Below are 26,338 nucleotides of genomic sequence, written 5' to 3'. Positions count from 1 at the left end.
TCTTGGTCGTCTGTGTCATCTGGGGGTCAACTGGGGGTCAACTGGGTCATCTCGGGGGTTCGGAGACGGTCGAAGACCGCCATCGGCGCCTGGCTCGGGCGCGCCTCCACCTGGCCCGCGCCGGCGAGGAAGTCGTGATGCAGCAGCTGGACCGAGATGACCGCGACCAACCGCATCGAGTCGGTGTTGCCGATCCGCCTACCGCCGTCTCGGCGGCACTTGGCCAGCAGGCGCTCGACGAGCTCTGGGCGGAAGACACCGGCCTCCCGGACGGCCGAGGGGGAGGTGACCGCATCGAGCCAGTCGGGGGACCCGCTGGAGAAGAAGGCGGCCGCGTCGGGTGCCCGGTAGGGCTGTTTGGGGCGGGCCAGGATCTCGGCGGGGACGAGGTCGGCGAAGGCCCGCTTGAGCAGGTGCTTCTCGTCCAGGCCACGCATCAGCAGGTCGGCCGGCACCTGGCCGGCGAGCTCGGCGAGGCGAGGGTCGAGGAACGGGAAGCGGCCCTCGACGGAGTTGCCCATCAGCATCCGGTCGCCCTGGGAGGCGAGGATGTAACCGGGCAGCAGGGTTGTCATCTCGAGCCACTGGGCACGCGAGAGCACGTCCCACGACGAGCTCTCCGCGGGCATGGTCGCGGCCAGGTCGCCGGCGGCGTCGGCAGCGACTCTCATGTCCTGGGTGAGCATCGACTTCAGCACCGAGGTCGAGTCCCAGCGTGGCCGGTGCGACATCGCCGGGTCGCCCGCGACCAGGTTGCGCCCGAAGAAGCTGCGTGCGAAGGCCGGCGCCTGGTTCGGCGAGCGCCGCATCCACGGGTAGAGCCGCTCGACGGCCGCCTCGGCCGCCGCCGGATCGCGGGTCCACAGCTCACGCACCCGCGCCTCACGGAAGATGTCGTAGCCGCCGAGCACCTCGTCGGCGCCCTCGCCGGTGACGACGACCTTGAAGCCGGCCTCCCGCACCAGCCTGGAGAGCAGGAACATCGGTGCCGGGGCGGTCCGCAGCAGCGGGGTCTCGGCGTGACGTACGACCTCGGGGAAGATCTCGGCGATGTCGCGCTCCCTGACCACGACATCCTCGTGCCTGGTGCCGAGCCGTCGCGCCATCAGGGTCTGGTAGCTGCCCTCGTCGAACTCGGCATCGGCGAACCGCAGCGAGAACGTGTGCAACGGCGCCTCGGTGAACCCCGCCACCACGCTCGCGGTCACCGCGGAGTCGAGACCCCCTGAGAGGTACGCCCCCACCGGCACGTCGCTGCGGGTGAAGCGCAGCCGCGCCGCGTCCACGATGGCCTCGCGCAGCGCCTCGGCCGCTTCCTCCGCCCCCATCGACGCCCGATCCGCCCGATCCGCCCGATCCGTCAGGTCCGGGAAGGACGGTGACCAGAAGCGGTGCTCGTTCGTCTCGCCATCGGGACCGATCACGAGGTAGGACCCCGGCGGCACCTGTGAGATTCCGTCGAAGACGGTCCGTGGCGCCAGGGTCGACCAGAACGTCAGCACCTCGTCGAGGCCGGCCGGATCGAACCTCCGGGGCACCTCCGGATCGGCGAGGAGCGCCTTGACCTCCGAGGCGAACAGCAGCCTGTCGCTGCCCTGCGTGTAGAAGAGCGGCCGCACGCCGAACCGGTCCCGCGACAGGACCAACGAGCTCGTACGCCGGTCCCAGATCGCCAACGCCCACTGACCGTTGAAGCGGTCGAAGCAGCCCGTGCCCCACTCCTCCCAGGCGTGCACGATCACCTCGGTGTCGCTGTGGGTGCGGAAGGTGTGGCCGCGGTCGCGCAGCTGCGCGGCGAGCTCGACGTAGTTGAAGATCTCGCCGTTGAAGCTCACCCAGACGGTGCCGTCCTCGTTGGTCATCGGCTGCACACCGCCGGCGGTGTCCACGATCGCCAGGCGCGTGTGGCCGAGCGCGACGTGCTCGTCGCGGTAGTAGCCGCTGCCGTCCGGACCGCGGTGGAAGAGGGCCGCCATCATCCGTCGGACGAGCTCGGCGTCGGGGGGCCCCGCGTAGGAGCGGATCCCGCTGATCCCGCACATCGATCCTCCAGGTGACGTCGTGTCCTGCTCACAGCGTGGTGTCTGCGTGGCGCCGGGTGGCGGATCGTCCCGGGGAGGTCCCCTATTCTCGGGATACCGCCCGGGCGGGGCGCGAACCGCAGGCGGATCGGCGTGGAACATGGCGAACGTGCCCGCCTCGAGCGGTTCGTCACCCGGCCACGTCGGCCGGGACCACGGGTGGGCGGGAGGAGAAGCGGATCAGATGGCTGACGTTCAGAGCAGCATCGAGCAGTTCATCCTGGAGAGCCTGCTGCTGGGCGACGACTCACGGATGCCGGCCGCGGCCGACTCCCTGGTCGAGTCCGGCGTGATCGACTCGACCGGAATCCTGGAGCTCATCGAGTTTCTCGAGGAGGAGTTCGGGATCGCGGTCGAGGAGTCGGAGACGGTCCCGGACAACCTCGACGGCGTGGATCGCCTGGTCGCCTATGTGGCACGCAAGAGCGAGCTGGCGGCCTGAGCCGACTGAGCGTCCTGGGCCGATCGAGCTGCCTGGGTCGACCGAACCGGGTCATACGGTCCGGTGAACTCGTCGAGGTGGGAGCGCAGGTCCTCGAGGTCCCGCTCCCACCATCGCTCCTCCAGAAGCGCCTCGATCGTCTCGGGCTCGAAGCGATAACGAACCACCCGTCCCGGGTTGCCGGCCACGACGGCGTACGGCGGGACGTCCTTGTTGACGACCGCGCCGGCCGCGACGACCGCTCCGTCGCCGACCACGTCGACGCTCGGCATGATGATCGAGTTGTGGCCCAGCCAGACGTCGTTGCCGATGGCCAGCGGGCTGAACTCCCAGGCCTTGTCGGTCACCCCGAGCGCCGGGTTGAAGAAGTAGCCGTGCATCGACTTGTAGTGCATCGGGTGGTTGTCCGTGGCGGCGAAGGCGCCGTGCGCGATGGAGCTGTAGCGCCCGATCGTCGTGCCACGGCCGAAGGCCCAGGGGATGAAGCAGCCGCCGTGGGTGTACATCCCGATGTCGACGCCATGGTGGCGGCGGAAGATCTCGCGCAGCGTGGGCGAGAGATAGTCGTCGCCCTCACGCTTCCGGACCACCTTGACGATCAGGGGGCGGAGGCTGCCGGGGGCGCGGCCGTAGGCGCCGACGGCACGCTCGTTGGGTTCTGTACGCATGGACGAAGTCGACCGTGCGGCGAGGCGACGAGCCCGGCATCGGTGTTCGCATCCCCGATTCTCGGGACTCACCCGGCGTCCCGCGCCGGATCGGGGCGATGAGCGCGAGGCTGGCTGTGCCATCAACCCGGGTGCCCCGGGAAGCGAAGGAGACTGCGATGGGTGATCGTGCGTTTGCCGTGGATCTGGCGAAGGCGTACGCGATTCTGCTGGGGTCGCCCGACCCGGGGACAGGGCCCAGGCTCCGGTTGTGGATCGGGTCGGTCGAGCTGCACTGTGTCGCCGCCTACCGGTTCGGGCGATGGGCAGGTGGTCTGCGGCGACGCGGCCCGCTGCCGCGCGTGGCCGGTCTCCTGCTCACGGCGGCGCACCGGATCTGGAACCGGCGGATGACGAGTCGCCATCACGTCGAGATCAGCCCCCGGGCCGTCATCGGGCCGGGGCTGCTGGTGATGCATCACCACGGTGTCATCGTCGGTCCCTCCCAGATCGGCGGCAACTGCGTCCTGCATCAGAACGTCACCATCGGGCAGCGGGTCGCCGGTGGCGACCAGGGGGTGCCGCGTATCGGCGACAACGTCTGGATCGGGCCCGGCGCGACGATCGTGGGGGCGATCGTGATCGGCTCCGGCTCGACCATCTCGGCGGGTGCGGTCGTCACCCGGGACATTCCGGAGCGCTCGCTGGTCGCGGGCAATCCCGGTCGGGTCATCACCAAGGGGTACGACAACGGCCCGATGCTCAACTTCGACCTGCCGGCACCGCGGCAGAGAGCGGGCATCGTCTCGTGAGCACCACCGACGACGAGCCCGACGTCGTCGTCGAACGCTCCGGGATGGCCGCCGGGACCCGGTGGAGCCTGGTCAGCCTGGTCGCCAAGAACCTCGGCCGGATCACCTTCAGCGTGCTCCTGGCCAGGATGCTCGGGCCCGAGAACTTCGGCATCGCGGCCCAGGCGACGGTCTACCTGGCCTTCGCGATGGTCTTCCTCGACTTCGGTGTCGCCTCGACCCTCATCCAGCGTGACCGGCTCGACCGCCGGGTCATCGGCACCGCCACGGTGATCAACCTGGGGGTCGTGGGACTGCTGGTCGCGCTGACCTGGGCGCTGGCCGGTCCGGTGGCCGCCTTCTTCGGCACCCCGGAGCTGGTCGCGGTGCTGCAGGTGCTGTCCGCGACCCTGCTGTTCAACGGTCTCGCGGTGGTGCCCGGGGCGCTGCTGATGCGGAGGATGAGCTTCAAGCTGCTGGGCATCGCCGAGGTCGTCGGCACCTTCGGCGGCGGCCTCCTCGGCCTTGCCGCCGCCCTGGGCGGCGCCGGCTACTGGGCGCTGGTCGCCCAGACGCTCTCCCGCGACCTCCTCTTCCTCACCCTCGTGCTGGTCGTGGCCGGGCCGCCGACGTTCGCGTGGTCGCGCGAGGCCGCCGCCTCGATCGCTGTCTTCGGGCGCAACGTCTTCGGTACGCAGCTGCTGCGGTTCGTCGCCGAGAACGCCGACTATGTGCTGATCAGCTGGAGGTTCGGGGCGACCGCGCTGGCCAACTACTCGCTGAGCTACCGGGTGCTCCTGCTGCCGGTGCAGACGCTCGGCCACACCGCCAATCGGCTGATGTTCCCCAGCCTGAGCCGCCTCAACGAGGAACCCGACCGACAGGCCCGCTACTTCGAGCAGGCGACGGCCCTGCTGTGCATGGTCGTGGCTCCGGCGATGACGCTGGTGGCACTGGCCGCGCCCGGTGCTGTGCCGATCATCTTCGGCTCCGCCTGGACCGGTGCGGTCGCGACCATGCAGATCCTCGCCGTCGGCGCGATCGTCCGGGTGGTGCTCTCCATCAACCCCAACGCGCTGCTGGCCAAGGGGCTGCCGCACTGGGTCTTTCGGTGGACCCTGGTCTCGGTGCCGTTGCAGGTGCTCGGGTTCGCGGTCGGCCTGCGCTGGGGGATCGAAGGGGTGGCCTGGTCCTACCTGGTGGTGAACATCCCGCTCGGCGTCGTCTCGCACCTGATGGTGAGCCGGGTCATCCCGGTCAGCCACCGCCGCTACGCCCTCGGGCTGGCGCCGGCGCTGCTCGGGGCCGGGCTGATGGTCGCCACCTGGCGCCTGGCCGAGCAGGCGGTCTCCTCGGCGAGCGCGGGCGGCCTGGCCGTGCTCGTGCTGGTCGCGGTCGCGAGCTACGCGGCAGCCCTCTACGCGGTGTGGCTCGCCTCGCGGCGTACTCCGGCCTGGCACTCCCGCCTCGAGGCCCAGGTCGACTTCGTACGCCGCGTCGCCGGCCGCCGCTGAGCTCGGCCGGCGACGGGCGGAGCGTCAGGAGCGACCGGCGAAGGCGTACGCACGCCACTCGCGGTAGCGGGTCTGCCAGTCGTGCGCTGCCCGGAACCGGTCGATCTCCGCGGCCGTGGCCCGGGGGCCGGCCGCCGCCTGTCGCACGGCCGCGGCCCAGGGCGCGCCGGGTGGGATCAGCCGGCACCGTCCGGACACCTTCCGGATCGTGGGGAGGTCGGTGGCGATCACCGGCGCCCCGGAGGCGAGGTACTCATACATCTTCAGCGGGCTCATCGTCCGGGTCAGCGCCGTGTCGAGGTGGGGCAGCAGGCACGCGTCGGCACGGGACATCATCGCGAGCACCTGCGGCCGAGGATGCCAGCTGTCGGCGATGACGACGTTCGGCAGCGTACGCAGCCTCTCGAACGGCTCGGGCTCGGTGACGAGCCCCACCATGACGATCGTCCAGCTCGGTCCGAGCGCTCCGGCCAGGTCGGTCAGCGCGGCCGTGTCCACACGGCTCTCCATCGTGCCCGCGTAGAGGGCCACCTTGGTCCGGAGCCGGCTGAACCACTCCGGCGGCTGCCCCGGCCGCTCGAACTCCGCGGCGGTCACGCCGTTGGGGATGACGTGGCGACGTGGCGCCCCGATCCGCTCGGCCGTCCGCTCGGCGACGGAGATCACCTTCACGTCGCGCTCGGCCATCCGGTCGTAGGCCCACAGGTAGAGGTCGCGTGCGGCACGGTGGTGCGGGTGAGGTGCCTCGGCGAAGTCGTCCCAGGCGTGGAACACGACATCCGCCCAGGCGTCGGGGTCGGCGGTCGCGGCCTGCACCGGATCGGAGGTCACCAGGACGGTCGGGCGCGGCCCCAGCCTTCGCAGCAGGCGTCTCTCGACACGGCCGAAGACGGCCTCCGCCTCGGCGGGGATCCGGGGGAGCCCCCGTCTCAGGCGGTAGTGCTGGAGCAGATCGCGGGTGGGGTCCTCACCCATCGAGGGAGCCCTTCCCGCCCTGGGGCTCACCCGTGACGCCCAGCTCCGCAGCGGGTCGCTGACCAGCACCGAGTCCAGGCCGGGATCGGTCAGAGCCTCTCTGACGATCGCCTGACCGCTGCGGTAGTGACCGTCCTGAGCGCCGTCGGCCCAGGTACGCATCGCCAGGCCGAACGCGACATGCCGGAGCGGCTGGCGTGCCGACGGGTCGGGGCGGAGGGCGGGGGACCGCTCGTAGGTGGGCCGCATGTCAGCGCGGCTTCGTGAGGAAGAAGATCGGCTCCGGTGAGAGCCCGAAGCGTTCGACAACCGCCTCCTCGAACCTCTCGGCGACCGACGTCCCGCGGACGTCGAAGCCCGCGTCGCTCAGGTTGACGGTGAAGTCCTTGCCGTACTGCCGGACGTGGCCGACATCGCGGGGGTCGGGCGCTGCGTACTCCCGGGTGACCCGCAGGTCCCAGTCGACCGGCACCTGCACGATCGCCTGACCACCTGGTCTCAGGACCCGCAGGATCTCCTTCAACGCGGTGTCCGCGTCGGGGATGTGCTCGAGGACGTGGAAGCAGATGAAGTAGTCGACCGAGTCCGTCTCGTAGTGCATGGCGGTGATGTCGCCGCGCTCCATGGCGTGCCGCTCCAGGTCGAAGGAGACGTAGTCGAGGCCGTCCTGCATCCGCATCAGCCGCTCGAACCCGCGCATCGGCGCCACCTCGACGACCCGGCGGCCACCGGCGAAGAGATCGGTCTCGGCGAGCATCAGCGCGAGCAGGCTGCGGTGCCGGTCCTGGCTGGAGCAGCCGGGGCACGCGACCTCCATCTCGTGGTAGCCGGGACCGGTGTTGGGGTAGAAGGTGCGGCCCGACCAGCCACAGATGTTGCACTCGTGCCGGTCCCGGCGGCTCAGGTCGGCCACGGACAGGACCGGGATCCGGAGCGCGGACTCCAGGCCCTGGCGTACGAAATCTCCGTAGCCCTGCCTCGCCGAGCGCACGATGTGGCGCAGGGTGCGGTATTCCATCCGTGCCCTGTTCTCCCAGGGGCGGGCGGCGGGTCGGGCGGGTGGGGACAGGTTCATGCGGTTGAGACCCTCCGTTGGTGCCAGGCGGCCCGTTGCCGCCAGACTTGCTGCCAGTGGTTGCGATGGGGACCGCCGCGAAGCTGGGACGCCAGCAGCCGGGTCAGCACGCGGGCGTCGAGGAGAGCGGTGCCGGCGGCGATGGCCGGCCTGGTCCAGTGCTTGCGGTAGTAGACGGCGCGCGCCGCCAGGACCTTGACGAGCTTCGCCGAGCGCACGGTGTCCGACCCGCCGCCGGCATGGACCAGCCCGACCCGGTGATGATGTACGCAGCGGCGACCGCTGCGGCGGACACGGAGCGAGAGGTCGGTGTCCTCGCTGTAGAGGAAGAAGCGCTCGTCGAAGCCGCCCACCTCCTCGAAGACGTCGCGGCGGATGAGCAGGAAGCAGCCGGTGACGACATCGACGTCGCGGGTGTCGTCCCGGTCCCAGCCGCCGAGGTGCTCGGGGTTGAACAGCGTGGTGCCGGCCGCGAGGGCGTTGAGCCCGAGCGCCTCGCACAGCGCCGACCACAGGGTCGGGCTGCCGAAGCAGCAGGTGCTGTTGAGGCCGCCGTCGGGGTAGCGGGTGCGGCCGCCGAGGATCCCGATCGACGGGTCCGCCCGCATCGCCTCGGTGCCGATCCACAGCGCGTCCTCGTCCACCACGGTGTCGGGATTGAGGAACAGGACCAGCTCGGTGTCCAGGGTGCGCGCGGCGAGGTTGCAGGCCTTGGCGAAGCCGAGGTTCTCGGACTGCGCGAGGACACGTACGCCGGGGTGGTCACGGCGGACGACGGCCACGGTCGAGTCGGCCGACGCGTTGTCGACCACGACCACGTCCATCGGACCGGTCGCCGCCGCGCGGAGCGCGTCGAGGGCCGGACCGATGTGGGTCTCGTTGTTGTAGGTCACCAGGACGACGCCCATCACGCCGGCTACGTTGGCAGCGCCCGTCCAGGTCCGTCGTGGGTCGCCGGGCAAGATCCCCGATCTGAGGCACCGGGCTCGGTTCTCGTGCCCGATATCGGGTATGTGCTCCCGGCGTACCCCGGGTGCAGGCCGCGCACCCGGAGGCTGATGACGTGCTGCGAACACGATCGCTGCTGCTTCTGGCCGTCCTCATCCTGCTGCTCGGGCTCGTCCTCGGGTGGTCGCTGTCCCGTGCCGGCTCCGACAACGACCCGAAGGCGTCGACCGAGCCCTCGGCCGAGCCGTCGACCGAGCCTTCGACCGAGCCGACCCGTGAGCCGACGACGAGTCCCGGTGCGCCGCCACAGGCCGAGGCCCTGGCGGCACCGCCTGGACCCTCGGGGCTCAACTGGCCCGATCACACACCTGCGTACGACACCCCGGCGACGAAGAAGATCGACAAGCTGAGCGAGCTGAACCAGGCGCTCGGGGACGCGAAGGCCGGGGACGTCATCGAGGTCGCGCCGCAGACGTGGTCCGGGGGCGACCTGGTGGTCAGCAAGGGCGACGACGACTGGGCGACGAACGTCCTAGTCCGGCCGCCGCTGGGCCAACGGCAGTCCGTGGTCGTCGACGTCGACGACCGGGCGCTCGTCCTCGACGCGCCGCACGTCACCGTCGCCGGCTTCCAGGCGCGGGAGATCAACATCGCCGAGCGAGGTGACCGCTCCGCGTTCGCCCGGATCGTGATGACCGACAACTCCTTCATCAAGGCCTCGGCCCGTGGCGACGTCGGTGACGACCACGTCCTCGAGGACGCGGGGTTCTACGAGATCGTCGCGCCGGAGGTCCGCACGGACACCGGCGAGGACCGGATGAACATCAGCACGTACGGCACCGGCGAGGGTGGTGAGGTGGGAGAGGTCGTCGGCCTCACCGTCGCCGGCCTCTGGCTCGAGGGATCCTACCGCGCGCACGGGTCCGACGCCCACACCGACACCCTGCAGACCTTCGGGGCCGCAGGCTCACCACCGCCCCGGGACCTGACCGTGCTCAACTCGGTGCTCTTCGCCTCGACGAACGCCGCCTGGCAGGCCGGTGACGGCGGTGTCGTCGGCACCTGGACGATTCGCAACAGCCTGATGGTCAACTGCCGAAACGACGACGCCGGCAAGGTGCCCGACGGCTACGACTGCGGGGGCACCAACACGTTCAACACCGCCCTCGACATCGACCCGGACGCGAAGGTCGTCATCCGCGACACCCGGATGTACGGCAACGTACGCCACCCGGAGCTGCCGCTCGTCCTCGAGGACGTGTGCGCCGACAACCTCGCCGGCGGTGCGGAGTCGGGTCCGGTCGAGTACAAGGGCGGCAACACGCTCGGTGAGCAGGCGGTCGCGGCCAAGTGCGCTCATGTCGACCCGAAGCTGCCGGACCTGGACACGATCTGGGAGTAGCCGCCCCTCCCGTGCGATTCCCCTCTATTGAGGATGCTTCCGCGCACGTTGTGGGGGAGGAATGCGCGGGACGCCACCATCTGGGTGAGGCCCTACGAACGAAAGAGGCACGATGGACTTCTGGGAGCTGGCGATGATCCTGCTTCGGCGGTGGTACGCCTTCGTTCCGGTCCTGCTCGCGACGGTCGGACTGACCTACTTCGGCACCGAGGCGCCCGAGACGATCCACCACGCGCAGTCGACCGTGCTGGTGACCAGGATCCCGGACGACCTCGCGGGACTGAACCCGTACGCCCGCGACGAGACGACCGCGCAGACCATGGCCACGATCATGGGCTCGCCCGAGGCCCGCGAGGAGGTCATCGCGGCCGGCGGGAGCGAGGTGTTCACGGTGACCCCGGCGGCGGAGCGCTCCGCGCTGCTCCTGGTTCAGGGCTCGGCGGGCGCGGACGAGGAAGCACTCGCCACGACCAGTGTGGTCATCGAGGCGATGCAGGAGCGGCTGCAGGCGCTGCAGACCGAGGCAGGCGTCAAGCCGCGGGCACCGCGTTCGCGGGTCGTCGTGGTCTCGCCGCCGTCGCTGGCAGCGCCGGAGACCGGCAGCCGGCTCCGGGAGCTCGGGGTCGGCATCGCGGTCGGTGGCCTGCTCGCGGTCGCGGTCGCGTTGGCGGTCGAGGGGCTCGCCCGGCGCCGTGCCAAGAAGCGGTCGGCCGAGGATCCCGCAGCCCCCGTGGTCGAGGACGCGGCTGAGTCCGGCGATGCGGAGGAGTCCGCTGCGCAGGAGCAAACCGACCGGGAGCCTGCCGATGAGGCGTCCGCGAGCTCCGACGAGGATCCGTCCGCGGAACCCGAGCGCGAGCTGCTGTCGCGGTGAGCGAGGCCGCCGCCCGCGTCGGCCCGGTCCCAGGGACCCGGACCGGGCCGACCCTGCGACCGGTGAGCCTGCCGTCCCGTGCTCGGTGGCTGCCGACGCTGGACGCCGCGACGCTGGTCGGGGTGACGCTGGTGGTGATGGCGGTCGTGCCCGCGCGTGCCGTGGTCCCACCGCTGGGCGCGGCCGGGATCCCGGCGCTGCTGCTCGGCCTGGGGATGCTGCTGCTCTGCGTGCTCGCACGACTCTCGACCGGGCTGTTCGTCCCCGGTCCGAACGCGCTGCGGTGGGCGCTGATCGGGTTCATCGCCGCGTACGCCCTCGGTTATGTCATCGGCTACCACCGGGCGCTGTCGGAGGCGGGACAGTCGGAGGCGGACCGTACGCTGCTGCGCATGCTCGGGCTCGCCGGGATCAGCCTGTTCATCATCGACGGGATCCGGGACCGTGCCCGGCTGGTCGCCGCGCTGCGGTGGCTGCTGGGCGGCGGCGCGGCCATGGCCGTCGTCGGACTGCTCCAGTTCGTGGCGCAGATCGACCTGGTCCCGATGCTGGTGCCCCCGGGGCTGGTCCTCAACCACGAGCTCATCGGCGCGGACACCGAGCGGTCGGCGATGTTCGCCAGGGTCGCCTCGACGGCGAACCACTACATCGAGTTCGGCGTGGTGATGGCGATGCTGGTGCCGCTCGGGCTCCACTTCATCCTCCACGGCAGCACTCGACTGCGGCGGCAGCTGGCGGTCGTGGCGACCGGGGTCATCGCGTTCGCCAGCCTCGCCTCGCTCTCGCGCAGCGCGATGCTGGCGCTGATCGTGGTGGGTCTGGTGATGGTGCCGGCCTGGACCGGCCGGGCACGGTTCAACCTGCTGTGCGTCGGCGGGGTGTTCGTGGTGGGCGTCGCCGCCGTCTCGCCGGGGCTGCTGGGGACCTACCGGTCGCTGTTCATCCGCGTCGACTCCGACCCGAGCATCACCGGCCGGACGATGGACTACGCGCTGGTGTGGCCGATGGTCAACGAGCATCCGTGGCTCGGACACGGGCTGGCGCAGGTCACGATCGAGGACATCATCCTCGACAACCAGTATCTGCTCAGCCTCCTCCTCGTCGGCATCACCGGCACGGTGGCTCTGCTCGCTGTGCTCCTGATCGCGGCTTTCATGGCCAAGTGGGTGGCCCGCACGGCCGTGGACGCGGAGGCACGACACCTCGGGCACGTCCTGGCCGCCCCGATCGTGGCGGCGTTCGTCGTCTTCGGCACCTTCGACGCGCTGGCCTTCTCGAGCTACGCGGTGCTGCTCTTCGCCTTCGTCGGGTTCGCCGGCGCGCTGTGGCGTATCGACAGGGGCGTCTACCGGCGCCGCTCACGGCGCGACCCGGCTGCTGTCGTCGCGGCCCCAGTCGCCGAATGACCCGGACCGCAGCCGTCGCGCGGCCGCGGTCCTCATGAGCACCTTCATCGCGACGTACGCGGCGACGGCCGGGGCCAGCCACGGCTCGGCGAGCAGGACACCCCTCCAGGTCGGCCCGGGGGCGGTGACCGGCCGCCCGAGCGTGCGCAGCTGCAGGTTGCCGAGCGCGATCCGGGTGCCACGACGGTAGACGGCGCGCAGCGTGCGTGGGGCGCGGACGGTGAACGTCGAGCCCGGCGGGTTGACCCGTTCGTCGTGTCGGAAGTGGTCATAGACGAACTGGTCGTCGTTGAGCACGTCCGGGAATCGCCCGAAGCGAGCCCGGCCGGCCTCGGACAGACCGTAGACGCCTGCTCCGAGCAGGTGATGTCGGGCGTAGCCGAGTCGCGACCAGATCGCGTAGTAGGCACGTACGCCGGGGCCGCAGCCGCGGGTGTCCACGACGATCGCCGGGGCCGCCGCCGGGGTTCCCCCGGAGAGCTCGTCGACGACCAGGCGGAGGCTGTCCAGGGTGAGATCGATGTCGGCATCGAGGTAGATGCGGGGGAACACGGTGGCGACCTCGTCCGCGGCGTTGAGCGCGGCGACCTTGGAGGCGACCGGCAGGTCGAGGACCGTGACTCCGGCGAAGCCCGAGGTGACCGACACGGTCGCGTCGGTCGAGGCGTTCGCGGCCACGACGACCTCGAGCTCTCCGGGCTCGGCGGTGTCGAGCAGGCGATGCAGCAGCCGTCCGATCCCGGCCGCCTCGTCATGGGCCGGGATCACCACGCTCGCCCTCGCTCGGGTCATCGGGGTGCCTGGCCGGTGACGTACGCCTCGGACTGCAGGTGGAAGAGCTCCGCGTAGCGCCCGCCGCGCGCGATCAACGCGTCGTGGTCACCTTCCTCGACGACCCGGCCGGCGTCGAGGACGTAGATGCGGTCGGCGCCCCGCACGGTCGAGAAGCGGTGCGAGATGAACAGCGCCGTACGTCCCTGAAGCGAGGACCGCAGCGCCGCGAAGAGCTCGTGCTCGGCTCGCGGGTCGAGGGCGGCGCTGGGTTCGTCGAGGATGACCAGAGGAGCGTCACGGTAGAGGGCGCGGGCGAGCGCCACCCGCTGCCACTGGCCGCCGGAGAGGTCGACACCGCCCTCGAAGATGGGGGAGAGCGGTGTCTCCATCCGGTCCGGCAGCCGCTCCAGGAAGCCGAGCGCGCCGGAGGCCTCCGCCGCGGCGGCTGTGCGGGCGGGATCGAGGGGTTCGGTGATGCGCCCGACGCGGATGTTGTCGCTCGCGCTCAGGGCGTACCTGACGAAGTCCTGGAAGAGCACGGTGACCCGATCCCGCAGGCTGCTCGCGCTGAGGTCGGCAATGTCCTGGCCGTCCCAGCTGATCCGGCCCTCGTCGGGGCGGTAGAGGCCCGCGAGCAGCTTGGCGAGGGTGGTCTTGCCCGAGCCGTTCTCGCCGACCAGGGCGACGACCTCACCGGCCCGGAGAGTGATGTCCACACCCGCCAGGGCCGGGGTGGTGGTTCCGGGGTAGCTGAAGGTCAGACCCGAGGTCTCGATCCGGGAGAAGGTGACGGGCGCGGTGCTGCCGTCCTCCTCGCCCGCCGGGGTCTGGGCGTGGCGCAGAAAGATGTCGAGGTCGTCGAGGAAGAGGCCCGACTCGAAGATCGAGCGCAGCCCGCCGAACAGGCCCTGCACCTGGGTGGAGAGGAACCTCACCGCGACGATCCCGGCCCCCGCCGCCGCGACCGTGAGCATCCCACCGTCGACCATCCAGACGATCGCGATCAGGGCGGAGCCGAGCGCGAGCGCCGAGGTGGTCTGCCCGAGCAGTCCGAGCAGCCCGAGCCGGAGCGCGTGGCGGCGGAGGTGGACCAGGTAGTCCTCGTACAGCCCGTCGAAGCGTCCGCGCAGCCACGGGCCCAGGTTGAACGCACGCACCTCCTTGGCCTCGTCACGACCGGAGAGGAGCAGCGCGAAGTAGCCGCGCAGGCGTACCAGCGGGGTGCTGCGTACGGCGAAGGCGAACTCCCGCCGCGACTCGCTCCGGCTGACCAGCGTCATCGGGATCCCCGCGGCCGCGACCAGAGGCAGCAGCCAGGGCGAGATCGTGATCAGGGTGATGCCGAGGACGACGCAGGCGGCCAGTGCACCCATGGCGGCGAGCAGCCCCTGGGTGACCTGGTAGGGGCGAGAGAGCGCGCTGGCCTGCACGCGCATCAGGCGGTCCTGGAAGGCCGGCGACTCGAAGGTGCGCAGGTCGACGCGAGACGCGACCCCGAGCACCCGCTGCCACATCGAGCGGCTCACCGCCTCGCCCACCAGGCGCCGGAGCTGGCCCTGGACGGACCCGGAGACGGCGACCACGGCGGTGGCGGTGACCAGCGCGGCCACAGGTGCGGCGACCCTGCTCATGGAGGTGTCCTCGGCGAGCATGCCGGTCAGGAGCGATCTGACCGCGAACACCTGTCCGGCCAGCGCGCCGGCGGCGGCGACCTGGAGGACCAGCTGGGTGACGTACAGCCTCGGCGCGGCCGAGCGCACCAGGGCAGTGCTCGAGCGCACCAGCCTGCCGAGCTGCCGCAGCGACCTCTGCTCGGATCTCGCCTCTGCCCACAAGGTGAGCGGATCGGTGGTTGCGGTCACGTGGGTTCTCGGCCTTCTTCCAGCGTCGCGGTCCGCCGGATCGGTCCGCCATATAGGGGACAAGTCTCCGGATCCGGCGGCCTCGCATGCTCTGCCGCGGTGCCATATACCCCGAGGACGGTATGCCGCGAGGGCGGCACGCCCGTGGACGATGCGGGAGGGTGAGCGTGGGAGGACGACGTACGCGGCACGAGCGGATGCTCGAGGCAGCGCTGGTGGCTCTGTGCACCGGCGCGCCGGTCGACCTGTCCGAGGACGTCGTGTCACCCGAGGACCTGGCCGCCGCTGCCCGGTTCCACCGGATCGCGCCGCTGGCCCACGCCCGCCTCGCCGCCGGTCATCCGGGGTACGCCGCCGGGCTGCTGCTCGACCGGCATCTGGCGATGATGCGCCACCTGCGTGCGTCGACCGCGATCGGTGTGGTGGCCCGGGCTCTGGATGATGTGCCGTGGCTGGTCTACAAGGGGCCAGCGCTCTCCGAGGTCGCCCACCCGGTGCCCGGACTGAGGTCGTACGGCGACATCGACCTGCTCGTGCCCCCGGACCAGCTGAGGAACGCGGTCGAGCGGCTCGCCGGTGCCGGGTGGTCGGCGGTCCGGAAGGTCGACTGGTTCCGTCTCGACGTGGTGCCGGGTGAGGTGGACCTGATGCGCCCCGGATGGGAGTCGCTCGACCTGCACTGGTCGCCGATGCTCACCCGCGCGCTGCGGACGCGGTTCCCGGTGTCCACCGAGGAGGTCGTCGCCCGACGTACGGCCCTCGATCTCGGCGGTGTGCCCGCCTGGACGATGGATGCCGCCGACACGCTGGTGCACGTCTGCTATCACGGTGCCGGGACGGGTGCGGTGAAGCTCGGGTATCTCGTCGACGCCGACCGAGCCGCGAACCGGGTCGAGGACTGGGACGTGGTGGTCGCCCGGGCCCGTGCCTCCGGGACCGCCGGGCACCTTCTCGTGGTCCTCGCCCGCGCTCATGCGGTGCTGGGGACCCCGCTGCCGGATCGCCTGGCCCATGACCTCGGTCTGGGGACCGGGTTCAAGGCGCTGCAACGGATGGTCGACGCCTGGTGGCCCGTGCCGGGGCCTGTCGAGGTCTCGACGCCGGCCGGCTACCTGGCTCAAGGGGTCGGCCGCGGCGCCACGTCCAGCCTCGGCGGTGCGACCGGCCGTGCGGCGCGCAACCTGCGCCTGCGGATGGTCCGGTCGGCCGTCACCCGGCACGGCACCAGGGCACCCTTCGGTGACGAGCTGCTGGCGACCTATCTCGCGGCGGTCGAGGCCGAGGCCGCGAGGCCCACCCCGTCACGTACGGCGCCCGCCAGGCCGGAGGGGAAGGGAGGCCCGGCCGGGACGACGGCGACATGGACCGGGACCCGTTCGACCAGATCGCCGATCTGATCCAGCTGGTCGCGGAGGATCGCTGGGGACCGCCAGCCCAGGAGCCGGGGAAACCGGGTGAGCAGCAGCAGCGCGTCCAGCGGTGCGAGCGACTCGATCCGTACGGCCGTCCGGGCCGGGTCGCGGTCGATCACCGGCACCACGATCGTGGCCAGCGGCAGCGACTCCGTGGTCGCCGTCCGCGGGGCGAACGCGTTGCGGTCGTCGGCGGTTGCCCGCTGCCTTCCCGCACCGACCTGAACGTCGGCGAGCTGGGCGGCGGGCCTGCGCAGCCGCAGCTCGGTCGCCCCCAGCGAGCACAGCGGCCGCCGCGTCGTCAGGTCGAGCCGGAGGAGGTCGTCGGTCACCAGCGCGGCGCCGTCGGCACACTGCAAGGTGGCCATGGTCGACTTCCCCATGCCGGAGGCTCCGGCGAAGGCGAGGACCTCATCGCCCACGTGCACGGCGCTGGCGTGCAGGACCGGCGCGCGACGGAGCCCGAGCACGAAGGCCAGCAACGTGCCGCCGGCCAGCACCGACAGCATCCCGCTCTCGCCGCCGGTCACGGGATGCACGACCGCACGGCCGAGGCCACTGTCGATCTCGATGTCACAGGTGCCGTGGAACCGCAGCGAGAAGCCGTCCTCGTGCTGGGTGCCGGTGTAGTACTGCTGGTTGCCTCGGAGGTCGAGCAGGACCTTGCCCGGTGGTGCGGCGTCGGTCGCGGGCACCGGTGGTCCGAGGTTGATCTCCAGGTCCGGTCGCGCCCCTGGCGGGACGGGCCGGTGCTGATGGGTCGGGATCTCGGTGCGGATGTTCATCCCGTAGAGGCGCACGAGCTCGCTCATCGTCTTGTCTCCTGTCCTGGTGCCGCGAGCGGCAGGTAGGAGGCGACCGCGAACCACGGGTCGATGATCGCCCCGTTCACGAGCAGCCAGGCATGGGCCCGCACCTCGTCCGCGCTGCGGGCGACGCCGACCTGTAGCACCGGATCGAGGCGTCGCATCAGCGAACCAGCCACCAGAGCATGCCGCAGGCAGGTGTCGCCGAACGGCCAGTGGCGCAGGACCCGCCGCACGGCGTGCAGGCGCACCTGGAGGCGGGCCGGAAGGAGGTTCCTCGCCGGCGCCGCCGGGGCGGACTCCAGGTCAAGAGGTACGCCGAGCAGCGCCGCCAGGCGAGGCAGGCTCAGCAGCCGGAGGCCGGCCTCGACGACCAGCGCGAGCAGGAGCGCGGCGACCAGCCACGGCAGCTCGGCCGGTCGCCACCCGGCCGGGCGGATCATCGGACCGCTCCCGGAACAGGAGGTCCAGGGTGCGAGGCGAGCCACGCCTGGTGCAGCAGCGTTCCGGTCGCCATCGTGGGCTCCTCGGAGAGCCAGACCTGGCGCAGCCGCTCGGGGTCGACCAACGTCTCGTCGATGCCGTGACCGTCCCAGGCGCGCGCGAAGTCGCGGGTCCGCTCGCCGGTGTGGGCATGGTTGAAGGCGGCCTTCGTCGACCGGGACAACACCGCGGGCGGCAGCAGGTCGGAGAAGAGCGACCACATCGTCAGCGTGCGGTCACCGAAGCCGAGGATGTTGCCGGCACGGGCGAGGGAGGCGACGAAAAGGTCCTCGAGGAGCGGGTCGACGGCCCGCAACCCGTGCTCGGCGGCGGCGGTGGCGTGGTTGTGCCGGATGGTGGCGAACGAGCGCCAACCCGGGATCGCCCATACCGAGGACGAGTAGCGCAACGGCTCGGCGGCGGCATCCTCGGCCACGCGGCGTACGTGCTCGGCCATCGCCTCGGGACGCAGCCACCGTGCCTGGTCGGAGGAGCGGGCCATCCGGGTCATCGCATGTCTCAGCAGCGGCCGGGGGAGCACCGAGCGCAGCGCCGGGAGCAGCAGCTGTCGGGGCGCTCGGCGGGTGCGCCGGATCAGGGTGATCGCGGCGATGCGACGCGCGCCGAGCACCGCGTCGCCGCCCTCGCCGGTCAGCAGGGCACCCTGCCCGAGGCGGCCGAACACCGCGTCGTGGGCGTGCAGAGCCGGTGGCCAGATCGGGCCTCGCCGGCGCAGGCCGGCGAGGGCCGCGTCGCCGAGCAGGTCCGACTCGCCGTCACGGAACTCGAAGCGGACCCACTCCGGCAACCCGAGATGGTCGATCACCATGCGCTGCCACTGCGACTCGTCGGTGTCGGGGAGGTTCGGGTAGACCCGGGTGACCGGGACCGGCAGGGCCAGCCCCTCGCGCCGGGCGAGGTCGGTGGCCGCGGCCAGGATCGCGGAGGAGTCGCGCCCGCCCGAGAAGGTCACGTAGCAGGGGCCCTCGAGCAGACTCGGGCGGATGACGTCGTCGAGGGCGGCTCGCGGTGCCGGCACGTCGTGCGGCAGCGGCGGCCGTGGCTCGCGGCCGTGGGCCCAGCCGGCCGCGGCCTCCAGCGGAGTGCAGCGCAGGTAGGTCGACTGCGTAGGGACCCGGGTGCGGCCGGTGATGGCCGCACCCGGGTCCCTACGGACGGTCATGATCCGTTCCCGTACGGAATCACGATGTGGAACGGGCCCCAGTTGAACACGAACGTGTCGTCGGATCCCTGCAGTCCCTCACCGAGAGTCAGGTCCTTCACGGTGCCCACCTTGGTGAGAGTGGGCGAGACGTAGGCCTTCTGCATCTTGTCACCTCCTCTCGAGCTGAGAGGCCTGCGCCAGCAGGCCGTTCCGGTCGAGATCCTCGACGAACGCTCGTACGTCGGCAACGGCTGTCTCCGAGGTGACGTCGAAGGCGCTCATCAGCACCTCGACCAGCTCCTCGGTGCTCCGCTCCTCGACCAGCTCCTTGAGCAGCGCCGTGCCGGTCTCGTTCGTCGTCAGGTAGGTGGAGGCAGCCAGGTCCAGGATCACCAGCTCGCCATCGATCTCTCGCCACGTGATTCTCTGGCTGTCCAGCTTCATCTGCGCTACCCCTCCATGCGCGGTTCCCGTCGGCGACGGGAGGCATGATGAGAACGTATGAGCGGCGGACGGCGTCGGAGCCGCTACCGATGCCCACGATCCCCGGATTCGGGGATATGGCCCATTCGCCCCGCTGACCGGCCCTGAGACTCCTCAACGCTGCTCTCATGATCAAGGCTGCTCATGGGGTCAACGAAGGCGTCGCGAGGACGCATGTGCTGATCATCGTGCAGAACCTCCCGGTGCCGCTGGACCGACGTGTCTGGCTGGAGTGCCAGGCGCTGGTCGCTCGCGGCTACGAGGTCAGCGTGATCTGCCCGAAGGGTCCCGGCGACCCGGGGCGGCAGCAGATCAGCGGCGTACGCATCTACAAGTATCTGCCCGCTCCCCAGGCCCGCGGGGTGCTCGGCTACCTGCTCGAGTTCGTCTACTGCTGGATCCGGACGGCGTTGTTGGCGAACAAGGTCTGGCGGGACCGTCCGTTCAGCATCATGCAGGCCTGCAACCCGCCCGACACCTACTGGCTCCTGGCCCGCATCTGGAAGCGCCGTGGGGTCCGGTTCGTCTTCGACCAGCACGACCTCAACCCCGAGCTCTTCCTCTCCCGGTTCGGCACGCCGACGTCCCTCTCCGGCCGCGCGCAGCTGGCCGTGCTGCGCTGGCTCGAGAAGCAGACGTACGCCACCGCCGACCGGGTCATCTCGACCAACGAGTCCTATCGGAGGATCGCGATCACCCGAGGCGGCATCGACCCTGCGCACGTGACCGTGGTCCGCAGCGGACCGGACACCTCCGTGATGCGCCCGATGCGACCGCAGGTCCCGGAGCCCGGCGTCAGCGCGAGCCGGCACACCTTGGTCTACCTCGGCATCATGGGGCCGCAGGACGGCGTCGACACGGTGCTCGAGGTCATGGAGGAGCTCGTCCACGGCCGCGGGCGGCGTGACGTCGACGCCGTGCTGATGGGCTTCGGCGACTGCCTCGAGGACCTCGAGCGCCGCTGCACCGAGCTGGGGCTCGACGACCTGGTGACCTTCACCGGGCGGGCCGGCTCGGAGCTGATCGGACGCCACCTCAGCGCCGCCACGATCGGCCTGTGTCCCGACCTGAAGACACCGCTCAACGACTTCTCGACGATGAACAAGACGATGGAGTACATGGCGTACGCCCTGCCGTCGGTCTCCTTCGACCTGGTCGAGACGCGGGTCTCGGCCGAGGACGCCGCACTCTTCGTCCCTTCGGGGGACGTGGCCGCGTTCACCGACGCCGTCGAGTCTCTGCTGGACGACCCCGAGCTGCGGGTCGAGCTCGCGCTGCGGGCGCGGGAGCGCGCGGCGAAGGTGCTGGACTGGAGCCCGCAGTCGGCGGCGTACGTGCAGGTCTACGACGCCATGTGCGCGGTCGGTGAGGCCCCGGCCATGGTCGACGGGTTCGAGTATGTCGACCTGGACGATCCCGACGCCCTGCGTCAGTTCGTGCTGACCCGAGGACCCGCCTGAGGCACCCGGCGTTCGCCCATTTGGGGGAACGGACCCCCAAATTGGGGTACGCAGCCCGTTTCGTCCCGTTGGATAGCCCCTTGCACTGCACGCAGGGGTCATCGGCTCCTAGATCAGCTTGGGAGCGTACGTGGCACCAACGGTGCGAATGCTCGGGACCCGCGGTGTGCCCGCGGCGCACGGCGGTTTCGAGACCGCTGTGGAGAACATCGGGCTCGACCTGGTCGACCGCGGCTGGCGGGTCGTCGTCTACTGCCAGGACGACGAGCCCGGCGCGGAGCTGCGCACCGACTCGTGGAAGGGCATCGACCGGGTCCACGTGCCCGCCCGGCACGACGGCCCGCGCGGGACGATCGAGTTCGACCTCGGGGCCGTACGCCATGCCGCCCGCGAGGCGGTTCTCGACGGCAGCGTGTGCGTGACCTTCGGCTACAACACCGGTGTGCTCAACTCGGTGCTGCGCTCACGGGGCGTCCCCAACATCGTCAACATGGACGGCATCGAGTGGAAACGGGCCCGCTGGTCCGGCCCCGAGAAGGCGTTCCTGTGGACCCAGGAGCGGGCCGCCTGCTGGCTGGGCGACCACCTCATCGCCGATCACCCCGAGATCGCACGCCACCTGGAGACGCGGGTGCGGGCCGAGAAGATCACCACGATCGCCTACGGCGCTCCCACCATCATCGACGCCCCCGAACGAGCTGTGCTCGAGCACGGCCTGGAGCCGGGGTCCTACCTCACCCTGGTCGCGCGGCCGGTCCCGGAGAACAGCATCCTCGAGGTCGTCCGCGCGTTCTCCAGCCGCCGCTGGGGCCGTCAGCTGGTCGTCCTGGGTTCCTATGACCGCGAGGATCCCTACCAGCGCGCCGTCCTCGACGCGGCGAGCGACGAGGTCGTCTTCCTCGGCGCGATCTATGAGACCGACATCGTCTCGGCCCTGCGCTTCCACTCGGTGGCGTACGTCCACGGTCATCAGGTCGGTGGCACCAACCCGTCGCTGGTCGAGGCGCTGGGCTGCGGCAACCCCGTGATCGCCCACGACAACCGCTACAACCGCTGGGTCGCCGCCGCCGCCGCCCTCTACTTCTCCGACGAGGCCGGTGTGGTCACCGCGCTCGAGCAGCTCTTCTCCTCCCCGGACCTGGCCGACGCCCTGTCTCGTGCCGCCCGCGCCCGGCACTCCGCCGAGTTCACCTGGGGCCAGATCACCGACCAGTACGAGGAGCTCGTCCGCGCCCATCTGCCATCGGTGGTCGAGCCTGTCGAGCGGTGACGCCGCTCTAGACGTCGGTGGCGATGCCGGCGGCCGCAGGCTCGGGCTCGCGGGCGGCGTAGGCGCGGTAGGCGATCACGCAGGCCACCGTCAGGACGGCGGCGGTGATGGCGCAGACCGTGAAGAGGATGTGCCACTGGTCGTGGTCGGCAGCGGGACCGGCGACGACGGCCGCGACGGAGCTGCCGATGAACAGGGAGGCGGCGAAGCAGGCGACGACGGTGCCGCGCGCCTCGGGGACGATCGAGGTGGCCCAGGTCTGGAGCGAGGTGTGCAGGAACGCCCAGGTGATCCCGAGCGTCACCACGATCCCGATGATGGTCGGCACCGAGACGCTCATCGTCGCGATGGCGTACCCGAGGGTCAGGGCCACGCCTCCGATCGCCATCAGTGCCCAGCGCGGGACCCGTCGGGTCAGGGCCTTGAGGACCTGTGAGGAGAGCAGCACCGCGATGCCGTACGCAGCCGCCGCGAGCCCCGCTCGCGCCGCGTCGACACCCTGGGCCTGCAAGGCTGGGGCGAGGAGCGTGAGGACGCCGAGCACCAGGCCGCCCTCGACGAAGACGAGCACGCCGACCACGATGACCCAGCGGTTGCTGAGCGCGGCCCGGAACGAGGCCGCGACACCACCGGTCGCGCTCCGCGGCGGCTCGGCGAGAGCGCGCAGACCCCAGGCGCTGACCAGCGCCACGACCGCCGGCACCGCGAACACCACTCGCCACCCGGCCAGCTGACCGGTGATCCCCGCCGCCGCTGCGGCCAGCGCCGTCCCGACCGCCATCGCCGCCATCAGATCCGAGAGCGCGCGCTGCCGGTGGGTCGCGGAGACGGTGTCCCCGACGTACGTCAACGACGTCGGCACGATCGCCCCGAAGAACGCTCCCGCGACGACTCGCACCACCACCAGCGTGATCAGGTTCGGCGCCGCCGCCGAGACCAGCCCGGCGATGCCCGCCCCGACGAGCGCCCCTTGCATCAGCCGCACCCGACCGAACCTGTCCGAGAGGGCGCCCCACAACGGCTGACAGAGTCCGTAGGCCAGGTAGTAGCCGCTCGCGATCGCCACCGCCTGCCCGACCGAGACCTCGAACGTCGCTGCGACGAGGACCAGGATCGGGCTCACGACGAACCGGTCGAAGCTGCTCACGAACGAGGCTATGGAGATCCAGACCGGTGGGCGTTCGGGGTCTGGGGCTGGGGGCACCTGATCAGGTTAGTAAAGAGATTCGGCATCTGTCGTGGAATGGTTCTTCGAGGTTGGGTGGGCCGTCGACCCGGCTGACTGCCTGACGACCCCACCACTGACCGGTCTCAGCTCTCGCTGAACCCGTCCGTCCCATTGCCAACGAGCGTTCCGGCCGGCTCAGTCGACTCCCCACTCGTCGCTTCCCTGCTGGCAGGGACACTTCCCCACTGCGGTGAAGGTTCCCCACGCTCCGGAGCGTGGGGAACATCCGCGTCGATGGGGATCTCTTCGGAGCAGTGGGGAACTCGTGACGCTGGGCGCACGGCCGCGATGGACCCGAGCCCTGTGCCCGACTGAGTCAGCTGCGGCAAACGAGCGGCGAGATGACCTACGGATACAACGACGCCCGGAACGCCGCGGCGTGGAGCGCCGCCGACTCAGGCCACTCCCGCGCCGAGAGGTCGGGCCGCGCGGCAGGCGGGTTCGTGGCGACCGCCTTCAACGCTCGCTCCAGGTCCTCGATGGTGAGCGTGCCGTCGAAGAGGTGCAGCCACCCCGCGCCGACCTCGTCGGCGAGACGACGGTTGACCTCGTTGTCGGGGGCCAGGACCGGGGTGTCGAGGGAGAGCGCCAGCAGCAGCGCGCCGGAGTTGTGCATCGCCTTGTAGGGCAGCACCACGAGCTCGGCGGCACCGACCTCGGCGGCCAGAGTGGCGTCATCGGCATAGCTCAGCTCGGCGCTCACCCGGGCGTCGGCCGCCACCGCGGCGCGGACCCGATCGGCGAGGGCGGCGTCGGAGGGTGAGCCGACGAGGCGTACGTCCAGGTCTGCCCCCGGGCTGTCGGCGACCGCCTCCAGGAGCTGCTCGACGCCCTTGTAGGGCTTGATCAGACCGAAGTAGAGCACCCGCCTCGGCTGCCGGGTGGTCGATCCGGTGGTCGATCCAGTGGTCGAACCTGTGGTCGAGCTTGTCGAGACCTCCGAGGCGAACCAGTCCCGATAGTGCCCGTGGACGATCGTCGAGGTTGGCACGTCGAGCGGGGGAGCGGTCTGGTCGGTGAGCCGGATGACGTGCCTGGTCCGACGCTCGAGCGCGTCGAGGAGCCGATGGTCCCAGCGGGTCAGGCCGTCGGGTCGGACGAGGTTGTGCCAGGTGCGTACGACCGGGGTCCGGGTCAGCCGGAGCCGCGCGACGAACGCGGTGGTGAGCAGGCGGCGGGCGAGCCGGCGCAGGGGCGTACGTGCCGACGTCAGCAGCAGCTCGGGCCAGTGCACGTGGAAGACGTCGTAGCGACCCACGACGGCCCGCGCGAAGCCGAACAGCGCGACCTCGGTGTCGTCCCTCCGCCTCAGCGTCTCGACGAGCTGGACGATGTAGGGGTTGGTCGTCGCGCGCAGCTCCCGGACCGACTCCAGGACCCGGACCGGCCGGTCCCGGCGGCCGTCGCGCAGGCCACGGACGACGGCGGAGATTGGCCGCACCGGGTGCAGGAGCTGACGGCGGCCACCCCTCATCAAGATCTCGTACGCAGCCCCGACCGCCCCGCGACGCCAGGCCAGCTCGCGCTCCTCGCTGAGCCAGGTCCGGGCGAAGAGGGCACGGTTGCGGATGTTGAAGTAGTAGTAGGCCGGCGACTTGGCGCGGGAACCCTCCGGCCGCTGGGTGCCGCCGCCGGAGTGGACCGCCGTGGCGCCGTCGACGACCGCGACCCGTCCGCCGAACGCTCGGGTCCGCGCGCACAGGTCGACGTCCTCCCAGTAGAGGAAGTAGCGCTCGTCGAAGCCGGCCAGCCGTGCCCACAGCTCACGGGTGACCGCGAAGCAGGCCCCGGTCACCCATGGCAGCGTGTCCTCCTCCGGATGCTGAGCCGTGGTGCGTTGGGCACGGCGCCGCCACGGACGCATCGTGCCGGTGCTCAGATCGAGGTCGATCCCCGCGGACGCGACCTCGCCGCCGGGGCCGAGCACCGTCGGGCCCGCGAGCAGGAGCGGCTCGGCGTCGACGGCTGCCATGAGACGTAGCGCCGAATCGGCGTCGACCGTGGCATCAGGGTTGAGGAAGAGCAGCACCTCGGCGCCGGCGTCGAGGGCGGCCGCGGCGCCCAGGTTGCAGCCCGCGCCGAAACCGGTGTTGGTGCCCGGGAACACCCCGGTCCAGCCCTCGCGCTCGCACAGAGCACGGACCGCGTCGCGGTTGGCATCGCTGGAGTGGTTGTCGACCACGACGACCCGGGCCGGCTGAAGCGCCTCGGCGACCTGGGTCGTGTGCCGCTCCAGCAATGCCGGGTCGCCGTAGCTGACCACGACCACGGCAAGCCTGGCGAGGTCGCTCATCGCGAGATCGCTGGTCAGGGGGTCGTTGGTCGCGGGGCCGCTCATGACGAGACCGGCGGCGAGGCGTCGAGCGCGCGCAGCTCACGCCACCACTTGCGCAGTGCGATGGCCAGCGCGGCGGCGTTGCAGGCGAAGACCAGGACGTACACCGCCTGGAAGACCACCCCGAATCCGAGCAGCACGAACATCCAGCACTGGGCGCCGTAGTCCATCGGCAGCAGCGCCCACTTGCGCAGCGGGTGTTCCTGGGCCCCGGTGGTTGAGCCTGTCGAGATGACCTCCGGGGGTGCCGGCCGCAGCGTCGGCATCAGGATCAGTCCGAAGTACGTCACCACGGCGACGACCTCGAAGCCGAGCGGCACCAGCAGCCAGCCGTCGGTGGCCGGACCGAAGCGATACCAGGACACGAGCACCGCCAGATGTAGGATCGCGGTCTTGAAGCAGTCGATGGTGTGGTCCAGCCACTCACCCGAGCGTGACCCCTCGCCGCGCAGTCGGGCGAGCTGCCCGTCGGCGGCGTCGAGGGCGTAGCCCGCGGCCAGCAGCACCGCGACCACGACTCCCGTCCACCAGCGCGGATCGACCAGCGCGAGCACGGCGAGCCCGGCGGCCGAGAGGGTCGCGCTCAGCGCCGTGACCTGGTTCGGGGTGGCCCCGATCGTGTGCGCGGCCGCCGCGGCGACCCGGCCGGCGGGTCGGTTGACGAGCCGCGCGTAGGCCGCGGTGTTCAGCGAGGGCTTCTGGGCCCTGGCGAGCGCCGCCAGATGCGTACGGAACCCGCCTGGGGCGCGTTCGGCGCCGGTCGCGGCCATGCTGGATCCTGCTTCGCTCATACGTGGGGGAGGGACTTCGAGACCTTAGGTCAGCGTTGATTGTCGCAGGTCGGCGAGATTGCCCGATCCCCAGATCTAGGTAGGACATCGCCAGGACTTTCGGCCCGGCCGGCC

General features: G+C 71.1%; 23 protein-coding genes. 9 read left to right on the top strand and 14 right to left on the bottom strand.

Annotated features, from left to right (window positions below):
- Nucleotides 1-26: 26 nt before the first annotated feature.
- Nucleotides 27-2,042: an asparagine synthase (glutamine-hydrolyzing) gene (asnB, locus tag FB381_RS19395; RefSeq protein ID WP_141781793.1), complete on the bottom strand. Its 2,016-nt coding sequence runs from the start codon at nt 2,040-2,042 to the stop codon at nt 27-29.
- A 223-nt stretch (nt 2,043-2,265) separates the two neighbouring features.
- Between asnB and FB381_RS19390 the strand changes: the two genes are divergently transcribed.
- Complete coding sequence (locus FB381_RS19390; protein ID WP_141781792.1) at nt 2,266-2,523, top strand: acyl carrier protein; 258 nt, start codon at nt 2,266-2,268, stop codon at nt 2,521-2,523.
- On the opposite strand, the gene FB381_RS24475 is transcribed toward FB381_RS19390, so the two are convergent.
- Nucleotides 2,490-3,191: a CatB-related O-acetyltransferase gene (locus FB381_RS24475; protein WP_281285058.1), complete on the bottom strand. Its 702-nt coding sequence runs from the start codon at nt 3,189-3,191 to the stop codon at nt 2,490-2,492. The two genes, FB381_RS19390 and FB381_RS24475, sit on opposite strands and share 34 nt — an antisense overlap.
- A 158-nt stretch (nt 3,192-3,349) precedes the next feature.
- Between FB381_RS24475 and FB381_RS19380 the strand changes: the two genes are divergently transcribed.
- Both FB381_RS19380 and FB381_RS19375 read left to right on the top strand, forming a co-directional pair.
- Nucleotides 3,350-3,982, top strand: coding sequence for a serine O-acetyltransferase (locus tag FB381_RS19380; protein ID WP_141781790.1), 633 nt, complete (start codon nt 3,350-3,352; stop codon nt 3,980-3,982).
- Nucleotides 3,979-5,475 carry a lipopolysaccharide biosynthesis protein gene (locus FB381_RS19375; protein ID WP_141781789.1) on the top strand — a complete coding sequence of 499 codons (1,497 nt, stop codon included), beginning with the start codon at nt 3,979-3,981 and terminating at the stop codon, nt 5,473-5,475. Before FB381_RS19380 ends, FB381_RS19375 begins: the two co-directional genes overlap by 4 nt.
- A 24-nt stretch (nt 5,476-5,499) precedes the next feature.
- On the opposite strand, the gene FB381_RS19370 is transcribed toward FB381_RS19375, so the two are convergent.
- Genes FB381_RS19370 through FB381_RS19360 form a run of 3 tightly spaced genes read right to left on the bottom strand, consistent with a single transcriptional unit; the run spans nt 5,500 to nt 8,433 of the window.
- Complete coding sequence (locus FB381_RS19370; protein WP_141781788.1) at nt 5,500-6,699, bottom strand: glycosyltransferase; 1,200 nt, start codon at nt 6,697-6,699, stop codon at nt 5,500-5,502.
- A 1-nt stretch (nt 6,700) separates the two neighbouring features.
- A complete protein-coding gene (locus FB381_RS19365; RefSeq protein WP_141781787.1) occupies nt 6,701-7,525 on the bottom strand; it encodes a class I SAM-dependent methyltransferase in 825 nt (274 codons plus the stop codon).
- On the bottom strand, nt 7,522-8,433 hold the full coding sequence (locus FB381_RS19360; protein ID WP_141781786.1) for a glycosyltransferase family 2 protein: 912 nt from the start codon (nt 8,431-8,433) through the stop codon (nt 7,522-7,524). Before FB381_RS19360 ends, FB381_RS19365 begins: the two co-directional genes overlap by 4 nt.
- 155 nt (nt 8,434-8,588) lie before the next feature.
- On the opposite strand from FB381_RS19360, the gene FB381_RS19355 reads away from it, so the two are divergent.
- The 3 genes from FB381_RS19355 to FB381_RS19345 all read left to right on the top strand — a co-directional run bounded on the left by FB381_RS19355 (nt 8,589) and on the right by FB381_RS19345 (nt 12,155).
- Nucleotides 8,589-9,875 (top strand): hypothetical protein, encoded by a 1,287-nt coding sequence (locus FB381_RS19355; RefSeq protein ID WP_141781785.1) that lies wholly within the window; start codon nt 8,589-8,591, stop codon nt 9,873-9,875.
- Between the two features lie 112 nt (nt 9,876-9,987).
- Nucleotides 9,988-10,749, top strand: coding sequence for a hypothetical protein (locus FB381_RS19350; protein WP_141781784.1), 762 nt, complete (start codon nt 9,988-9,990; stop codon nt 10,747-10,749).
- Between the two features lie 62 nt (nt 10,750-10,811).
- The gene (locus tag FB381_RS19345) at nt 10,812-12,155 is read left to right on the top strand and encodes an O-antigen ligase family protein (RefSeq protein WP_141781783.1); all 1,344 of its coding nucleotides are present in this window, start codon (nt 10,812-10,814) and stop codon (nt 12,153-12,155) included.
- Here the strand turns inward: FB381_RS19345 and FB381_RS19340 are convergent.
- Nucleotides 12,108-12,947: a glycosyltransferase family 2 protein gene (locus tag FB381_RS19340; protein WP_141781782.1), complete on the bottom strand. Its 840-nt coding sequence runs from the start codon at nt 12,945-12,947 to the stop codon at nt 12,108-12,110. The genes FB381_RS19345 and FB381_RS19340 overlap by 48 nt on opposite strands.
- Nucleotides 12,944-14,791, bottom strand: a complete 1,848-nt coding sequence (locus FB381_RS19335) for an ABC transporter ATP-binding protein (RefSeq protein ID WP_211352498.1) — start codon at nt 14,789-14,791, stop codon at nt 12,944-12,946. The genes FB381_RS19340 and FB381_RS19335 overlap by 4 nt, the downstream gene beginning before the upstream one ends.
- Before the next feature lie 161 nt (nt 14,792-14,952).
- Between FB381_RS19335 and FB381_RS19330 the strand changes: the two genes are divergently transcribed.
- Nucleotides 14,953-16,188 carry a nucleotidyltransferase family protein gene (locus FB381_RS19330; RefSeq protein WP_170225238.1) on the top strand — a complete coding sequence of 412 codons (1,236 nt, stop codon included), beginning with the start codon at nt 14,953-14,955 and terminating at the stop codon, nt 16,186-16,188.
- 823 nt (nt 16,189-17,011) lie between these two features.
- Here FB381_RS19330 and FB381_RS19325 read toward each other — a convergent pair.
- The 4 genes from FB381_RS19325 to FB381_RS19310 are packed head-to-tail and all read right to left on the bottom strand — an operon-like array spanning nt 17,012 to nt 19,101.
- Nucleotides 17,012-17,452: a lasso peptide biosynthesis B2 protein gene (locus FB381_RS19325; protein WP_141781780.1), complete on the bottom strand. Its 441-nt coding sequence runs from the start codon at nt 17,450-17,452 to the stop codon at nt 17,012-17,014.
- A complete protein-coding gene (locus FB381_RS19320) occupies nt 17,449-18,675 on the bottom strand; it encodes an asparagine synthase-related protein (protein WP_141781779.1) in 1,227 nt (408 codons plus the stop codon). The genes FB381_RS19325 and FB381_RS19320 overlap by 4 nt, the downstream gene beginning before the upstream one ends.
- On the bottom strand, nt 18,672-18,821 hold the full coding sequence (locus FB381_RS19315) for a lasso RiPP family leader peptide-containing protein (protein WP_141781778.1): 150 nt from the start codon (nt 18,819-18,821) through the stop codon (nt 18,672-18,674). The genes FB381_RS19320 and FB381_RS19315 overlap by 4 nt, the downstream gene beginning before the upstream one ends.
- A gap of 4 nt (nt 18,822-18,825) precedes the next feature.
- Nucleotides 18,826-19,101: a PqqD family protein gene (locus FB381_RS19310; protein ID WP_141781777.1), complete on the bottom strand. Its 276-nt coding sequence runs from the start codon at nt 19,099-19,101 to the stop codon at nt 18,826-18,828.
- A 167-nt stretch (nt 19,102-19,268) separates the two neighbouring features.
- On the opposite strand from FB381_RS19310, the gene FB381_RS19305 reads away from it, so the two are divergent.
- Entirely contained in the window at nt 19,269-20,600 is a 1,332-nt protein-coding gene (locus FB381_RS19305) for a glycosyltransferase family 4 protein (RefSeq protein WP_141781776.1), read from the top strand.
- 148 nt (nt 20,601-20,748) lie between these two features.
- On the top strand, nt 20,749-21,870 hold the full coding sequence (locus FB381_RS19300) for a DUF1972 domain-containing protein (RefSeq protein ID WP_246088206.1): 1,122 nt from the start codon (nt 20,749-20,751) through the stop codon (nt 21,868-21,870).
- A gap of 7 nt (nt 21,871-21,877) precedes the next feature.
- On the opposite strand, the gene FB381_RS19295 is transcribed toward FB381_RS19300, so the two are convergent.
- From FB381_RS19295 to FB381_RS19285, 3 genes are all read right to left on the bottom strand, one after another.
- Complete coding sequence (locus tag FB381_RS19295; RefSeq protein WP_281285057.1) at nt 21,878-23,074, bottom strand: MFS transporter; 1,197 nt, start codon at nt 23,072-23,074, stop codon at nt 21,878-21,880.
- Nucleotides 23,075-23,444: 370 nt separating this feature from the next.
- Nucleotides 23,445-25,436, bottom strand: a complete 1,992-nt coding sequence (locus FB381_RS19290; protein ID WP_141781774.1) for a glycosyltransferase — start codon at nt 25,434-25,436, stop codon at nt 23,445-23,447.
- Nucleotides 25,433-26,203 (bottom strand): CDP-alcohol phosphatidyltransferase family protein, encoded by a 771-nt coding sequence (locus FB381_RS19285; RefSeq protein ID WP_141781773.1) that lies wholly within the window; start codon nt 26,201-26,203, stop codon nt 25,433-25,435. Before FB381_RS19285 ends, FB381_RS19290 begins: the two co-directional genes overlap by 4 nt.
- Between the last annotated feature and the right edge of the window lie 135 nt (nt 26,204-26,338).

Source organism: Nocardioides albertanoniae (assembly GCF_006716315.1).
Lineage (GTDB): Bacteria > Actinomycetota > Actinomycetes > Propionibacteriales > Nocardioidaceae > Nocardioides > Nocardioides albertanoniae.
This window is presented reverse-complemented; position numbering and strand designations above follow the sequence as displayed.

Bases quoted from the DNA above. Each gene is read 5' to 3' on its own strand.
- asnB (WP_141781793.1), bottom strand. From the start codon at position 2,042: ATGTGCGGGATCAGCGGGATCCGCTCCTACGCGGGGCCCCCCGACGCC.
- FB381_RS19390 (WP_141781792.1), top strand. From the start codon at position 2,266: ATGGCTGACGTTCAGAGCAGCATCGAGCAGTTCATCCTGGAGAGCCTG.
- FB381_RS24475 (WP_281285058.1), bottom strand. From the start codon at position 3,191: ATGCGTACAGAACCCAACGAGCGTGCCGTCGGCGCCTACGGCCGCGCC.
- FB381_RS19380 (WP_141781790.1), top strand. From the start codon at position 3,350: ATGGGTGATCGTGCGTTTGCCGTGGATCTGGCGAAGGCGTACGCGATT.
- FB381_RS19370 (WP_141781788.1), bottom strand. From the start codon at position 6,699: ATGCGGCCCACCTACGAGCGGTCCCCCGCCCTCCGCCCCGACCCGTCG.
- FB381_RS19365 (WP_141781787.1), bottom strand. From the start codon at position 7,525: ATGAACCTGTCCCCACCCGCCCGACCCGCCGCCCGCCCCTGGGAGAAC.
- FB381_RS19360 (WP_141781786.1), bottom strand. From the start codon at position 8,433: ATGGGCGTCGTCCTGGTGACCTACAACAACGAGACCCACATCGGTCCG.
- FB381_RS19350 (WP_141781784.1), top strand. From the start codon at position 9,988: ATGGACTTCTGGGAGCTGGCGATGATCCTGCTTCGGCGGTGGTACGCC.
- FB381_RS19340 (WP_141781782.1), bottom strand. From the start codon at position 12,947: ATGACCCGAGCGAGGGCGAGCGTGGTGATCCCGGCCCATGACGAGGCG.
- FB381_RS19325 (WP_141781780.1), bottom strand. From the start codon at position 17,452: ATGATCCGCCCGGCCGGGTGGCGACCGGCCGAGCTGCCGTGGCTGGTC.
- FB381_RS19320 (WP_141781779.1), bottom strand. From the start codon at position 18,675: ATGACCGTCCGTAGGGACCCGGGTGCGGCCATCACCGGCCGCACCCGG.
- FB381_RS19315 (WP_141781778.1), bottom strand. From the start codon at position 18,821: ATGCAGAAGGCCTACGTCTCGCCCACTCTCACCAAGGTGGGCACCGTG.
- FB381_RS19310 (WP_141781777.1), bottom strand. From the start codon at position 19,101: ATGAAGCTGGACAGCCAGAGAATCACGTGGCGAGAGATCGATGGCGAG.
- FB381_RS19305 (WP_141781776.1), top strand. From the start codon at position 19,269: ATGATCAAGGCTGCTCATGGGGTCAACGAAGGCGTCGCGAGGACGCAT.
- FB381_RS19300 (WP_246088206.1), top strand. From the start codon at position 20,749: ATGCTCGGGACCCGCGGTGTGCCCGCGGCGCACGGCGGTTTCGAGACC.
- FB381_RS19290 (WP_141781774.1), bottom strand. From the start codon at position 25,436: ATGAGCGGCCCCGCGACCAACGACCCCCTGACCAGCGATCTCGCGATG.
- FB381_RS19285 (WP_141781773.1), bottom strand. From the start codon at position 26,203: ATGGCCGCGACCGGCGCCGAACGCGCCCCAGGCGGGTTCCGTACGCAT.